A 14279-nucleotide genomic window follows, 5' to 3' on the forward strand; every position below is an offset into this window, starting at 1 on the left:
ATGCGGATTGCAAAACCGAAATCTCCCGCCGCACCGCGCGAAGAAATCGTCATTGCGCGGCAGATGCATCAAGCTCTTGTGCTGCACTTTCTTGAAGGACTGACGCAGGCGCAAATCGCCGACCGGCTTGGCATCTCGCATGCCACCGTCAACCGGCTGATCAAGCGCGGGCGCCAGCTCGGCCTCGTTGAAATCAAGATCAAATCGCCGGTCGAGCCGTTGGTCGACATGGAAGAACAGCTTCTGGCGCTCGGCGGCATCAGCCGTGCCATCGTGGTGCCGACCGTCTCCGACAATCCGCAGACGGCTTTGCAGGCGGTTGGCGAGGCGGCAGCACGTCTGCTTCTGGAGCAGATTGCCGACGGGGACACGATATGCATCACCGGTGGCAAGGGCGTCAGCGCTGTCGTTGCCGGTCTTCAGGCGCCGCGCCGTTTCGACGTCGAAGTCATTCCGGCAACGGGATGTGTGCAGGGCAAGCACTATACCGATGTGAACCACGTCTCGACGATGATGGCGGATAGGCTGGGTGGCCGGTCATACCAGATCCACGCGCCTCTCTTTGCCGATAGCGCAGCCGAGCGCGGCATGCTGATCAACATGCGTTCGGTTGCCGATGTCTTCAAAAGGGCGCGTGAGGCCAAGGTGGCGATCGTCGGCATCGGCTCGATCCTCTCCGACGACTCCAGCTATTACGATCTCCATCCGTCTTCCAGCACCGACCGCGCCGCGATCGAGCGCTCGGGTGCCTCATGCGAACTGCTTGCTCACTTGCTCGATGACGCAGGCGATATCTGCGACTACAGCCTCAACCGTTCTCTCGTGTCGCTGACGCTGCCGGAATTTGCGTCGATCCCGACGAAGATCGGCGTGGCAAGCGGGCCGAACAAGGCGGGTCCTATCCTCAGCGTCATGCGCGGCCACCATCTCGATACGCTGGTCACCGACGAGGCAACCGGTGCACGCGTTCTGGCGCTTGCAAGCTCGGAAGGACGACGCGCATGAGCGGGCAGCAATTGATACGCGAAATCGGATCTTCGGGCGTCGCCGCCTCGGCGGTCGGCCTTGGCACCTGGGCTATCGGTGGCTGGATGTGGGGCGGCACGGACGAGGCGGAATCGATCTCCGCGATCCAGGCCTCGCTCGACGCCGGTGTGACCTTGATTGACACGGCGCCGGCCTATGGTCTCGGCCGGTCGGAAGAAATCGTTGGCAAGGCGCTCGCCGGCCGCCGCGACAAGGCGGTCATCGCAACGAAGTGCGGCCTGGTCTGGCATACGGACAAGGGAAAGCATTTCTTCGATCAGGACGGCAAGCCTGTTCACCGCTATCTCGGCCGGGATGCGATTTTCCATGAAGTCGAAGAGAGCCTGCGCCGCCTCGGCACCAACTATATCGACCTCTACATCACCCATTGGCAGGACCCGACGACGCCGATCGAAGAAACGATGCGGGCGCTCGAAGACCTGAAAACATCGGGCAAGATCCGCGCGATCGGCGCCAGCAACGTCAGCGCCGACGAACTCAAGGCTTACATCTCCGCCGGTGGCCTGGATGCCATCCAGGAGCGTTTCAGCATCATCGACAGGGAGATCGAGGCCGATCTGTTGCCGCTGACCGGCGCAAACGGCATCGCGACGCTGAGCTATTCTTCTCTGGCGCTTGGCCTACTGTCCGGCGCGATTGGGCCTGAGCGGGTCTTTTCCGGGGATGACCAACGGCGGGACAATCCGCGTTTCTCTGTGGCTAACCGCGAGAAGGCGCTGGCTTTTGCCACGGCCATCCGGCCGGTCGCCGACAAGCACAGGGCCAGCATCGCGCAGACGGTCATCGCCTGGACGCTTGCCCAGCCCGGCGTCACTTTCGCGCTTTGCGGCGCCCGCAATCCGGCACAGGCGATCGACAATGCCCGGGCCGGAACCATACGGCTGGACGCGGAAGATCAGTCGGCCATCGACGCAGCCATCTCAGCGAAACTGACCGATATGGACAGGTAACGGATCGCCATCATGAATCGTGAAGAGACGTTGGACGGGCTTCGCCAAAGCCCGAAAGTGGACGTGTGTGTCATTGGCGGCGGTATCAACGGCATCAGCGTCTTCCGGGAGTTGGCGCTGCAGGGCGTCAATGTGCTTCTCGTCGAGAGGCACGACTACTGCTCGGGTGCGAGCGCGGCGTTGTCACGCATGGTGCATGGCGGCCTTCGCTACCTGGAGAATGGCGAATTCAAGCTGGTGCAGGAATCGCTGATGGAGCGTGACCGGCTGCTGCGCAACGCCCCGCACTATGTTGCCCCTCTGCCGACGACCGTGCCGGTTTTCGATATCTTCTCGGGGCTCGGCAACGGCATCGTCCGCTTCCTGGGATTGACCCGCCGGCCAAGCCGCCGCGGCGCTGTTGCGATCAAGGCGGGGCTCAGCATCTATGACTTCCTGATCCGCGAGCGGGCCATGATGCCGTTCCACCAGTTTCGCAGCCGGCGGGCCACTCTCGCCCGGTGGCCGGCGCTCAATCCTGATATCCGAAGCTCCGCAACTTACTACGACGCCTGGGTGAGCCACCCGGAGCGGCTTGGCATCGAACTGCTGGAAGACGGATTGTCGGCGCAACCACAGGCGCGTGCATTGAACTACGCGGAGATCACCGGGAAAGACGGCGGCTATGCCCTCCGCGACAGTATCGACGGCAGGTCGGTGGCGATCGAGCCGTCACTCATCATCAACGCAACGGGCGGATGGATCGACATTACCAACAACACGCTCCTTACGCCGGATGCCCGCCCGGCACCTCTGATGGGAGGAACCAAGGGCTCGCATCTCATCATCGACAATACGGCTCTCTACGATGCGCTTGCCGGCCACATGATCTACTACGAAAACGAGGATGGCCGGATTTGCATCCTGTTTCCCTATCTGGGCAAGGTGCTGGTCGGCTCCACTGATATTCGCGTCGAAGACCCGGAACCGGTGCGCTGCGAGGCCGACGAGCGCGACTATATCCTCCAGTCGCTTGCCTTCGTCCTGCCGGGGATCGAGATCCGGCTGGAAGAGATCAGCTTTCAGTTCTCCGGCGTGCGGCCGCTGCCGGCGAGCACGGACAGTTTCACCGGCCGAATCCCACGCGATCATTTCTGCACGGTCATCGACGCCGATGACGGTGGTGCGGCGGTGGTGTGCATGATCGGCGGCAAATGGACGACGTTCCGGTCCTTCGGCGAACTGGCAGCAGACATCGCGCTGGAACGGCTGGGCAGGCAGCGGCAGATCTCGACCGCTGACCGGGCAATCGGCGGCGGGCGGAGATTTCCACTCGATCGTGCAGCCTGGATCGCTGAAGCCGCGGCGGGAAAAGGGCTCCCCGCGGCGCGCATGGCAGCGCTTTTTTCTCGCTACGGCACAGAGGCGGAGGCGATCGCGAGCTTCATCGCAGCCGCACCCGATGCAAGCATGCCGCATGCAGACTACTCGGCGCGCGAACTGCTTTTCCTTATCCGCAACGAAGCGGTCGAACGGCTGGACGATGTGCTTCTCAGGCGAACGACGCTTGCCATAAGCGGCAACCTGTCCCTGCAAATGGTGGATGCCGTGCTCGATCTTCTTGCAACCGAGAGATCCTGGACACCGGCGCAGCGCGAGGCCGAACGCGCCCGCTTTCTCACCCTCTTGCGCGAACGTCACGGCGTTGCCGAAAGCACACTTTTCGAACGGAATGAACAAAGGAGCATGGAATGCGAAACAACAGCAAAGTCCGGATGAACAGACTGTTCGGTGGTGGCCGTTGCCTGGACGTGGCGATCGATCATGGAGTGTGCAACGAGCCGTCGTTTCTGAGCGGCTTGGAAGACATGCAAACGGTGGTCAAGGCTCTGGTCGATGCGGCACCCGATGCAATCCAGATGAATTACGGCCAGGCCGACCTGCTGCAGGATGTTGCGGGCAAGGACAAGCCGGCGCTGGTCATGCGCGTCGATATGGGCAATCCGTACAACAGCACGCGCCACCGCCACATGTGGGCCGTGCTGCAGAACGAGGCGGAACCTCTGATCGGCGCCATCGAGATGGACGCGGCCTGTGTCGTCGTCAATCTGTTCATGCTGCCGGATGAGCCGGATCTGTTCCGCCAATGTGTCCAGAACATCGCCCGCATCCGTGCGGATTGCGACAAATACGGCATGCCGCTGATGATCGAACCGCTGGTGATGCAGCCGGTCGACAAGGCCGGCGGCTATATGGTGGACGGTGACGCCGACAAGATCGTCACCCTGACCCGCCTTGCCCGTGAGATGGGAGCCGATATCGTCAAGGCAGACCCGACGACCAATGCCGAGGATTATCACCGGGTTGTCGAGGCGGCGCGGTGCCCGGTGCTGGTGCGTGGCGGCGGCAAGGAAGACCTTCGTGCCGTCTTTGGCAAATCGGCGGCCTTGATGCGGCAGGGCGCGGTCGGCATGGTCTATGGGCGCAACATCTATCAGCACGCCAACCCCAGCGCGGTTGTTCGAGGATTGATGGCGATCGTGCATGACGATGCTGGCGGCGAAGATGCCTTCGAGCTTTATCAGCGCGGCTAAGAGTGAACAAGAACCTTGGGAGGGGTTCCGCATGGCACGTTATCTACTGGGGCTGGACGCCGGCAACACGGTCATCAAGGCCGTGATTTTCGACACGGAGGGCAATGAAATTGCCGCCGCATCCGCGGAGGGACACAGCCGCATGCCCCATCCCGGCCACGTAGAGCGTGGGCTCGACGAACTCTGGTCGAATGCCCGCAAGGTCATTCGCCGCTGCATTGAGCAGGCCGCCATCGAACCCGGGGATATTGCCGGCGTCGGCTGTGCCGGTCATGGAAACGGCCTCTATGCACTGGATCGGGGCGGAGAGCCGCTGCTCGGCATCCAATCGCTCGATACGCGAGCCGCTGCTCTAGTGGAGGAATGGCAGTCGCAAGGCGTCGGCGATCGGACACATCCGATCGCCCGGCAGCGTCCCTGGCCATCGCAGACGCCAACCTTGCTGGCCTGGCTGAAGCGTCACCGGCCGGACCTGTTCAATCGTATCGGCACGGTTTTCCTCTCCAAGGATTTCGTCGTCAACCGGCTGACCGGCCGTCGTGTCAGCGATGTGTCCGATATGTCCGGAGCTGGCCTGCTCAATCTTGCCGAGCGTCGCTATGACGCCGCACTAATGGAGGCCTACGGTCTTGGTGACCACATGGATCTCCTGCCGCCGCTGATCGAAAGTGCGGATATCGCCGGTACGGTGACTGAAGAAGTCTCCCGGCAAACGGGACTTGCCACGGGCACGCCTGTGGTCGGCGGGCTGTTCGATGTGGTCGCGTCGGCCCTCGGTTCTGGCGTGTCGCGCACCGGCAGTGCGTCGATCATCGCAGGTACCTGGAGTATCAATCAGGTTATCATTGGCGGTCCTGACCTCGACGGGCCGGTCTTCATGTCATCGACCTTCGATCGCACCCGCTACATGGCGATGGAGAACAGTGCTACCTCAGCTGCCAATCTCGAATGGCTGGTCAAGGAGTTCTTCGAGGGCGATCACTCAGCGGCCAGTTCGCCATTTGACGCATGCTGCGCGCTGGCTGGGGCGATCGATCCGGCCGCAGACGATCCGCTCTACCACCCCTATCTCTATGGTGCTCAGCAGGACGGCCATGCGCGCGCCGGATTCTACGGCATTGCGGGTTGGCATAGCAAAGGCCATCTGGTGCGCGCCGTGCTCGAAGGTGTCGCGTTCGGTCACCGTCAGCATATCGAGACGATCCGGAAGGCAGGCGCAGTCTTCAACGAAGCGGTGCTGTCAGGGGGTGGATCGCGAAGCCTCATCTGGCCACAGATCTTCGCCGATGTGCTTGGCGTTCCCGTCACCGTTGCCCGCTCGCGTGAGACCGGCGCACTTGGCGCTGCGATCGCGGCCGGCACCGGCGTCGGTCTTTTCGCAGACTTTGAAGCAGGTGCCGAAGTAATGGTCCGCGTTGAGCGGCACTACCGGCCGGACACCACGCTGGAAGCGCATTATGCACGACGCTACGCGCTCTACACCGACATCGCCGAGGCGATGGCGCCCCTTTGGCGGCGGCTGACGGCAGTCCCTCCTGCTTCGGCGGAGGCCGCGGCTTGACCATGCACAGAGATGAGACGCCGGTTGATGCAGGAACCTATGACTTCATAATTGTTGGCGCTGGATCGGCAGGGTGTGTCTTGGCAAACCGGCTGTCGGCCAATCCAAACAATCGCGTTCTGCTTCTGGAAGCGGGCGGAAGTGACCGTTACCACTGGGTCCATATTCCGATCGGATACCTCTTCTGCATGGGTAATCCGCGGACGGATTGGATGATGACGACGATGCCGGAGACTGGCCTCAACGGGCGTTCGCTTCCCTATCCGCGCGGCAAGCTTCTCGGCGGCTGCTCCTCGATCAACGGAATGATCTACATGCGCGGCCAGGCCGCCGACTATGATGGGTGGCGTCAGGCGGGCAATGCCGGTTGGGGCTGGGACGACGTCCTTCCATATTTCCGCAAGTCGGAAGACAACTACCGGGGAAGTTCCGAAATCCACGGCGCGGGCGGTGAATGGCGGGTGGAGCGTCAGCGCCTCTCATGGCCCGTTCTCGATGCCTTTCGGGATGCGGCCGAGGAACTCGGCATTCCAAAGACGGATGATTTCAATGGGGGCGACAACGAGGGCTCCGGTTATTTCGAGGTCAACCAGCGGGGTGGGATGCGCTGGAACACCACAAAGGCCTTCCTCCGGCCCGCCATGAGACGCCCCAATCTCCGCGTCCTGACCGCGGCGGAAACGGAAAAACTCCAGTTCGACGGCCGGCGGGTCACCGGCGTCCGCTTCCGGTCGAACGGTAAAATGCATCATGCGCAAGCTTGCCGCGAGGTCATCCTTTCCGCCGGCGCGATCAACTCGCCGAAGATATTGGAGCTCTCCGGGATCGGCAGACCCGGTGTTCTTCAATCGGCCGGAATCGATGTGGTTCACCCGCTTGATGGCGTCGGCGAAAACCTGCAGGACCACCTGCAAATCCGCACGGTCTTCCGTATCGAAGGCGCAAGAACGCTGAACCAGCTCTATCACAACCTTCTTTCCCGCGCGGGAATGGGGTTGGAATATGCACTGCGCCGCTCCGGCCCTCTTTCCATGGCCCCGAGCCAGCTCGGCATCTTCGCAAAAAGCGATCCGTCGCTGGCAACCGCGGATCTTGAGTATCACGTTCAGCCGCTCAGCACCGACAGGCTCGGCGAGCCGCTGCATCGCTTCCCTGCCGTCACGGTCTCTGTGTGTAACCTCCGCCCCGAAAGCCGCGGCACGGTCCATATCTCAAGGCCAGACACGTCGGCAGTTCCGGATATAAGGCCAAACTATCTCTCGACCGCCGGCGACCGTATCGTTGCGGCGAGATCGATCCGTCATGCCCGCAGTCTGATGCAGGCCAAGGCAGTGTCGCGCTTCGCGCCCAAGGAGATGCTGCCGGGCGCAGAGTTTCAGAGTGACGAAGACCTGATCCAGAGAGCGGGCGATATAGCGACGACGATTTTTCATCCGGTTGGAACGTGCAGGATGGGAAGCGATGAGCATGCAGTCGTGGATCAGGAATTGCGTGTCAGAGGGATTGTGGGGCTGAGGGTCGTTGATGCGTCTGTCATGCCGACGATTGTGTCGGGCAATACCAATTCACCTGTCATTATGATCGCCGAGAAGGCCGCCGACATGATTGCCAATTAGCCGGGCTGGCGTGTTTCGGCACCGCCCGAGACATTGAGCCACGCCAGGCAAACATCACGCGTGCTTCTTGCCATCAACGATGGTTTGCCGAATGTATCGGACATCGCCCTGGAGCCTGAATTGATCGTCCGAGGCAGCACCCGATAGAGATAGCTTCGGGAGAACTGCGCCTTCCGCGAAGCTATTCGGCTCGCCGCCTTTACCGATATGTCCGGCAAATTAGAAAAATAATTTAGCGGGTGGGAACGCGAAGGAATTAATAGCCTATCAAATTTCTAGATTTCATCGAATTTTATGTCGCGTTCCGATGCTTCCGACGGCCGATCCTTAGCCATCGCAAATGGAACCGAGGAGGAATTCGGTGGCACGACAGATCAGATTGGGCGCGTTTCTACCTGGCGGTGGCCAGCATATTGCTTCGTGGCGGCACCCGGATCAGCCGGTCGATGGCGCAACCAACCTCCAGTTTCATATCAAGCTCGCGCAAGAAGCCGAGCGCGGTCTGTTCGATGCCTATTTCCTGGCTGACGGGCTCGCGGTTGCCTTTGGCGGCGGCATCGAAGGCGGAAACGCAAGGGTCGTCGGATTTGAACCCGTGACACTTTTCTCCGCTCTTGCGCCGTTTACCAAGCATCTGGGCTTCATCGCCACGGCTTCGACGACCTATGAAGAGCCATATTCGGTGGCCCGCAAGTTCGCCTCGCTTGATCTGATTTCCGGCGGACGAGCGGGATGGAACGTCGTCACGACAGCGACGGAAGCAGCAGCCCGGAATTTCAACCGGGACCAGCAGCTTCCCCATGCCGCACGCTACCGCCGCGCAGCCGAGCACGTGAGTGTCGTCAAGAAGCTCTGGGAAAGCTTCGAGGACGATGCCTTCATCCGCGATCGCGAAAGCGGTGTCTATTTCGACGTGAACAAGGTGCATCGCACAGATCACCGCGGCGAGCATTTCAAGGTCGAGGGACCGCTGAATGTCAGCCGCTCCTCGCAGGGTCACCCGGTCATCGTTCAGGCGGGCCAGTCCGACGACGGCCGCGACCTTGCCGCGGCTACCGCCGAGGTGATTTTCACCGCCCACCAGAAGCTCGATACCGCGCAAGAGTTCTATCGCGACATCAAGGCCCGTGCCCGGGCGCATGGACGCAATCCAGCTCATGTTCTGGTCATGCCGGGCGTCTCGCCATTTGTCGGCCGGACGGAAGCCGAAGCGCGCGAAAAATACGAACGTCTGACGAGCTTGATCATCGAGGAAGACGGTCTTGCGCTCATCAACGCCTTGAGTGGCGGCGAGCTTGATCTTGCCGGCGCCGATCTCGATGGCCCACTCCCGCCAGCGCCGCCGACGGAAGGGATGAAAAGCCGCCAGGACTTGATCCGCCGCATCGCCGACGAAAACAACTTCTCGATCCGGCAACTTTACCAGTGGATCGCCTCGGCAAGGGGACACTACACGATCGTCGGCTCGGCCGTGCAGATTGCCGACACGCTTCAGGAATGGTTCGAAAATGAAGGCGCGGACGGCTTCAACATCCTGCCGCCGTGGCTGCCCACTGGCCTGACAGACTTCGTCGATCTGGTGATCCCGGAGCTGCAGCGCAGAGGCCTGTTCCGCACCGCCTACGAGGGAAACACGCTCCGCGGCAATCTTGGCCTTCCTTTCCCGCATACCCGCTGGGCAAGCGCAGCGTCTGAAGCCGCAGAATAGCAAAAAGCCAACAAGGAGATATGCAGATGGCAATCAATGATGACCAGCCAGCCGTATTGCAGGGCTTTCAGGCCGGAGCTTTCTGGCGGGAAGGGGCAGGCAGAGAGTTTCTGTCTTTCACCGGAAACATCTTCTCACGCTGGGGGCTTCTCATCGCATTCGCCGTCTTCTGGCAGATCGCACCGTCAATGGGCTGGACCAACAAGGCCGTCCTGCCGCCGCTCAGCATCATTGTCCAGGCGCTCTGGAACGGAATTGCCGCTGGTACCTTCTCGAATGATATCCTGATCAGCCTGCAACGGGCCGGTATCGCCTTCGGAGCGGCGGCTGCCGTCGGTATCCCGCTCGGGCTGTTCATGGGGCAGATCCGCGTCATCGAGCGCGCTCTCGACCCGATCCTCCAGCTTTTTCGCCAGACCTCTGCGCTTGCGCTCTATCCTGTCTTCATTCTGCTGCTCGGGCTTGGCGAAGCGTCGAAGATCTTCGTCATTTTCTGGGCGACGCTGTTCCCGATCCTCCTGTCGACGATCGGCGGGGTGAAGCAGGTTGATCCCAAGCTCCTCGAAATGGCACGCGTTTATGGCGCCGGCCGGTTGACCATCTTCCGCCGCGTCGTGCTGCCGGCTGCATTGCCCCAGATTTTCGTCGGGCTGCGCCTTTCCGCCACGACGGCCCTCCTGCTCTTGATTGCTGCGGAGATGATCGGCGCGAATTCCGGCGTCGGTTTCCAGGTCATGAATGCGCAATACAACTTCCAGATCCCGATGATGTTTGCCGCGATCCTGCTTCTGGCACTGCTCGGGCTATCCGCGAACTTCGTCCTCGAACGCCTGCAGGCCCGGCTTTGCCGTTGGACCAGGGTCAAGAACTGAAACGCATGCTTCTCAGCCCGACAAAGCGCTGATCCACCAAAACTCAGGAGATTGTAATGCACATTCTGCGCCGTTCCGGCGGTCACGCCCTCGCGCTCACCGCCGGCCTCTTTCTTGCCGCTTCCACCAGTTTCGCTGCTGCTGCCGAACCGGAGCAGGTGACGATCCGGTTCCTTGCCAGCCAGGGTGGCCTTGCTGCCCACGAGCTGGCGGATGCGCTGGGCTACTTCAACGGCACCGGCATCACGCTCAAGAATGTCGGTTACGCGCAGGGCGGTCCGGCATCGCTCTTTGCACTCGCCTCCGGCGATGTCGAGCTCGGCAGCGCTGCGACGGCAGCCGTTTTGAATTCGGTCGCCAGCGGCAATGATTTCATCGCGGCCTATGCTTCGAACGGCATCAACAAGACGACGGAAAGCATTTTCTACACGCTTGAGGGAAGCCCGATCCATTCGATCAAGGATCTTGCCGGCAAGACGATCGCCGTCAACACGCTTGGTGCGCATCTGGACTACACGGTCCGTGAGGCGCTCCATTCGGTCGGCCTTCCCGAGAATGCCGCAAAGCTCGTCGTCGTGCCGGGCCCGCAGCTCGAGCAGGTCCTTCGCTCGAAGCAGGTTGATATCTCCGCGTTCGGCTATTGGCAGAAGACCTTCGAAGGCGCTGCCCTGAAGAATGGCCCGCTGCAGAAGGTCTTCGGGGATACCGACGTTCTCGGCGAAATCGCCGGCGGCTTCGTCGTTCTGCGCCGCGATTGGATCAAGGAGCATCCGCAGGCTGCCAAGGTCTTCGTCGAAAAATCCGAAGCGGCCCTCGAATATGCGCGCCTGCATCCCGAAGAGACGAAAGCCGTCATCGCAAAGGTGCTCGCTTCGCGCGGTGAGAATGCCGATATCGCCCAGTATTTCACCGGCTACGGTGTGCGCGAAGGTGGCAAGGCGGTGACCCGCGATCTGCAGTTCTGGATCGACATCCTGGCACGCGGCGGCGTTCTTCAGCCGGGCCAGCTCAAGGCCGGGGATATTCTCTACAATCCTGCCAACTTCGCAGTCGCGAACTGAGGAGATAAGCGATGAGCATCGCCGAACCGGCAGTCCGTGGCGAAGTCACGATCCGAAACCTCTCGAAATCCTATTCGATCAAGGGCCGTCGTCTCGACGTGCTTCAGGGCGTCAGCAATCACATTCGCGCTGGGGAAAGTCTTGCGATCGTCGGTGCATCAGGGTCGGGCAAGACAACGCTGCTTCGGGTGCTTGCGGGGCTTGAGGATGCCGATCGCGGCGAGGTTCTGATAGACAGGCAGCCGGTTCGCGGTGTTGGCCGCGACCGGGCGGTTATCTTTCAGGAACCGCGGCTGCTGCCTTGGCTGAGCGTGCTCGACAATGTCGCCTTTCCGCTGGAAAATCGTGGGCTAGGCAAGTCGGAAGCCCGTGCAAGCGCCAGGCATTACATCAAGCTTGTCGGCCTCAGCGACTTTGCCGATGCCCTGCCATCGCAGCTTTCGGGCGGCATGGCGCAACGCGTCGGCATCGCGCGGGCGCTTGCCGTCAAGCCCGAGATCCTGCTGCTGGACGAGCCGTTCGGAGCGCTCGATGCGATGACGAAAATCACCATGCAGGAGGAGCTGGCGCGCATCTGGCGCGAAGAGCGGGTGACGATGATCCTCGTTACGCATGATCTCGAGGAAGCCGTCTATTTGGCCGACAGGGTGCTGATCCTGCCCAAGGACAAAGGCGGGCGGACGCGCGAGATCGAGGTCGATCTTCCAAGGCCGCGAAACCGCAGCGAGCCGCGCTTCGTGCGGCTGCGCGAACAATTGCTGAATGAATTTGGCCTGCATTGATGGCGCGCCGCAAGCGCGTTTGAAGGGAGACTTTTATGCCTAGACGTGACCGCCAAATGAGCCTCGGTGCTTTCCTGCTGTATACGGGACATCATGTTGCCGCATGGCGCCACCCAGGCGCATCCGACAGCACCCGCTTCCGGGACTTTGCGCAATTCGCACGCATCGCCGAAGATGCCAAGTTCGATGCTGTCTTCCTTGCAGATGGCGTCAGCGCCCGTATCAACGATGCGGCGGCCGCGAGCCGCAAGGCTCATTCCGGGTTCTATCCCTTCGAACCCGTCACGTTGCTATCGGCCTTGTCGGCGGTCACGAGCCGGATCGGCTTGGTGGCGACGGCATCCACCTCTTTCTCCGATCCCTACAACCTTGCGCGGCAGTTTGCGTCGCTCGATCATCTTTCGGATGGCCGGGCAGGGTGGAACCTCGTCACCTCTGCGGATCAGGGCGCCGCCTTCAACTTCAGCCGCGACGCCATCATTGCACATGCCGATCGTTATCGGCGAGCTGAAGAGTTCGTCGATGTCGTGACCGGCCTGTGGGATAGTACCGATGATGACGCCTTCAGCCGCGACCGGGAGAACGGGATCTATTTCGATCCCGGCAAAGTCCGCGCGCTTGACCACCGCGGCACCTTCTTCCAGGTGCGCGGACCGCTGAATATTCCCCGACCTCCTCAGGGACGGCCTGTCGTCATCCAGGCGGGCTCCTCCGAGCCGGGCAAAGAGCTTGCGGCACGAACGGCAGAAGCGGTTTTTACAGCACAGCAGACATTGGCGGGCTCGGTTGCCTTCTATAGCGATCTGAAGGGGCGTCTCTCGAAATACGGGCGCTCCGCGGATGACCTCAAGATTCTGCCCGGAGTTTTCCCCGTCGTCGGAAAGACCAGGCAGGAAGCGAGCGACAAGTTCGAGCAGTTGCAAAGCCTTCTTGAGCCGTCTGTCGGGCTGGACATGCTCGCCGATCTTGCGGGCGTGGAGGACATAAGGACGATGCCGGTCGATCTGTTGATATCGGATCTGCCGGAGACCGAGGGCGGGAAGAGCCGGAGGGCGCTTTTCCTCGAGCTTGCGGCTCGCGAGAACCTGACGCTTCGTCAGCTTTACGAGCGCGTGGCGGGCGCCCGCGGCCACTGGCAGATTGTCGGTTCCGCCAAGGAAATCGCCGACGAATTGGAGGAGCGTTTCGTCAACCATGGGGCCGACGGTTTCAATATCATGTCACCGGCGCTGCCCTGGGGCCTGTCGGACTTCGTGGGGCTCGTCGTCCCGGAACTGCGCCGCCGCGGCCTCTTCAGGCAGGAATATCAGGGGCATACGTTGAGGGATCATCTCGGTCTTTCCCGGCCAGGCTTGCAGCAGGGCGCACTTCCGAAGGTGGCGGCCGAGTGATGTGAGGGCCCGCGCGCTACGGCGATCGCTTCGGATGCCGTGCGGGAAACGCGGCGCCCGTTCTCAGTGAATGGACGTATCGTGCTCGGAACGCCGGCCGTAACGGCGCAGAGCTTGGCCTAAAAGCTCCACCATTTCCATTTCGCCGCATTGCCGCGCCAGATCATGCGCCTGCAGGCAATGCCAGAAGAGCCTCTCCGATGGCATCGGCTGGCCGATTGACGGGTAGACAATGCCCGCATAGTGCGAGGGCGTGCCGTTCGCGTCTCGAAAGCATCGCCCGAATGCCGAGACGCCGACCTCCGTGGCATCCGGCCGCACGATCCGGTAGTCGCGCTGGTAAGCTTCGCCCGTGACGATCGCTTCGTGAATGGCCTTGGCAACATCTGGTCTGTCGTCCTCGCGGATGCGGTCGAGAAACCGGACGATCGGCAGACCACGCTCGGCTTCGCGCGAATCCAGCCCAAAGAGATCGGCCAACGCGGCATCTGCATAGACAGTGTCGTCGCTCAGCTGCCACATGAATATCCCGGCATCGGCGGACCGCGCTGCAGTGTCTTCGGTCATATAGTCGTTCATCCGGCCGCCGCCCCAAACTGAAACATTTTACGGTCCTTTAATCTCATCTGCGGAATCGTTTTGCTATCCCGAGAAATCGGGATGCGGGCAAATATTTCAAAGCGTTAGCTTTCTAACATTGATCGGCATTGCGACGCCT

At 61.5% G+C, this 14279-nt stretch carries 12 protein-coding genes; 11 read left to right on the forward strand and 1 reads right to left on the reverse strand.

The features are described from left to right. The 11 genes from J2X43_RS30070 to J2X43_RS30120 all read left to right on the forward strand — a co-directional run bounded on the left by J2X43_RS30070 (position 1) and on the right by J2X43_RS30120 (position 13561). On the forward strand, positions 1–1005 hold the full coding sequence (locus tag J2X43_RS30070) for a sugar-binding transcriptional regulator (protein ID WP_112390047.1): 1005 nt from the start codon (positions 1–3) through the stop codon (positions 1003–1005). Further along, entirely contained in the window at positions 1002–1997 is a 996-nt protein-coding gene (locus J2X43_RS30075; protein WP_112390046.1) for an aldo/keto reductase, read from the forward strand. Before J2X43_RS30070 ends, J2X43_RS30075 begins: the two co-directional genes overlap by 4 nt. 12 nt (positions 1998–2009) lie before the next feature. Next, positions 2010–3755, forward strand: a complete 1746-nt coding sequence (locus tag J2X43_RS30080; RefSeq protein ID WP_112390045.1) for a glycerol-3-phosphate dehydrogenase/oxidase — start codon at positions 2010–2012, stop codon at positions 3753–3755. Further along, positions 3752–4570 (forward strand): class I fructose-bisphosphate aldolase, encoded by an 819-nt coding sequence (locus J2X43_RS30085; RefSeq protein WP_112390044.1) that lies wholly within the window; start codon positions 3752–3754, stop codon positions 4568–4570. The genes J2X43_RS30080 and J2X43_RS30085 overlap by 4 nt, the downstream gene beginning before the upstream one ends. A 31-nt stretch (positions 4571–4601) precedes the next feature. Beyond that, positions 4602–6131 (forward strand): FGGY-family carbohydrate kinase, encoded by a 1530-nt coding sequence (locus J2X43_RS30090; protein ID WP_112390043.1) that lies wholly within the window; start codon positions 4602–4604, stop codon positions 6129–6131. A 2-nt stretch (positions 6132–6133) separates the two neighbouring features. After that, entirely contained in the window at positions 6134–7747 is a 1614-nt protein-coding gene (locus tag J2X43_RS30095) for a GMC family oxidoreductase (protein WP_112390042.1), read from the forward strand. A 361-nt stretch (positions 7748–8108) separates the two neighbouring features. Further along, positions 8109–9455, forward strand: a complete 1347-nt coding sequence (locus J2X43_RS30100; RefSeq protein ID WP_112390041.1) for an LLM class flavin-dependent oxidoreductase — start codon at positions 8109–8111, stop codon at positions 9453–9455. A 26-nt stretch (positions 9456–9481) separates the two neighbouring features. Further along, positions 9482–10327 (forward strand): ABC transporter permease, encoded by an 846-nt coding sequence (locus J2X43_RS30105; protein WP_112390040.1) that lies wholly within the window; start codon positions 9482–9484, stop codon positions 10325–10327. Positions 10328–10383: 56 nt separating this feature from the next. Next, a complete protein-coding gene (locus J2X43_RS30110; RefSeq protein ID WP_112390039.1) occupies positions 10384–11388 on the forward strand; it encodes an ABC transporter substrate-binding protein in 1005 nt (334 codons plus the stop codon). Between the two features lie 11 nt (positions 11389–11399). Continuing rightward, positions 11400–12170, forward strand: coding sequence for an ABC transporter ATP-binding protein (locus J2X43_RS30115; RefSeq protein WP_112390038.1), 771 nt, complete (start codon positions 11400–11402; stop codon positions 12168–12170). 35 nt (positions 12171–12205) lie between these two features. Further along, the gene (locus J2X43_RS30120; RefSeq protein WP_112390037.1) at positions 12206–13561 is read left to right on the forward strand and encodes an LLM class flavin-dependent oxidoreductase; all 1356 of its coding nucleotides are present in this window, start codon (positions 12206–12208) and stop codon (positions 13559–13561) included. 63 nt (positions 13562–13624) lie between these two features. On the opposite strand, the gene J2X43_RS30125 is transcribed toward J2X43_RS30120, so the two are convergent. Next, entirely contained in the window at positions 13625–14140 is a 516-nt protein-coding gene (locus J2X43_RS30125; RefSeq protein ID WP_112390036.1) for a PAS domain-containing protein, read from the reverse strand. Positions 14141–14279 lie beyond the last annotated feature (139 nt).

This window comes from Rhizobium sp. BE258, assembly GCF_031457345.1.
In the GTDB taxonomy this organism is placed as follows: domain Bacteria; phylum Pseudomonadota; class Alphaproteobacteria; order Rhizobiales; family Rhizobiaceae; genus Rhizobium.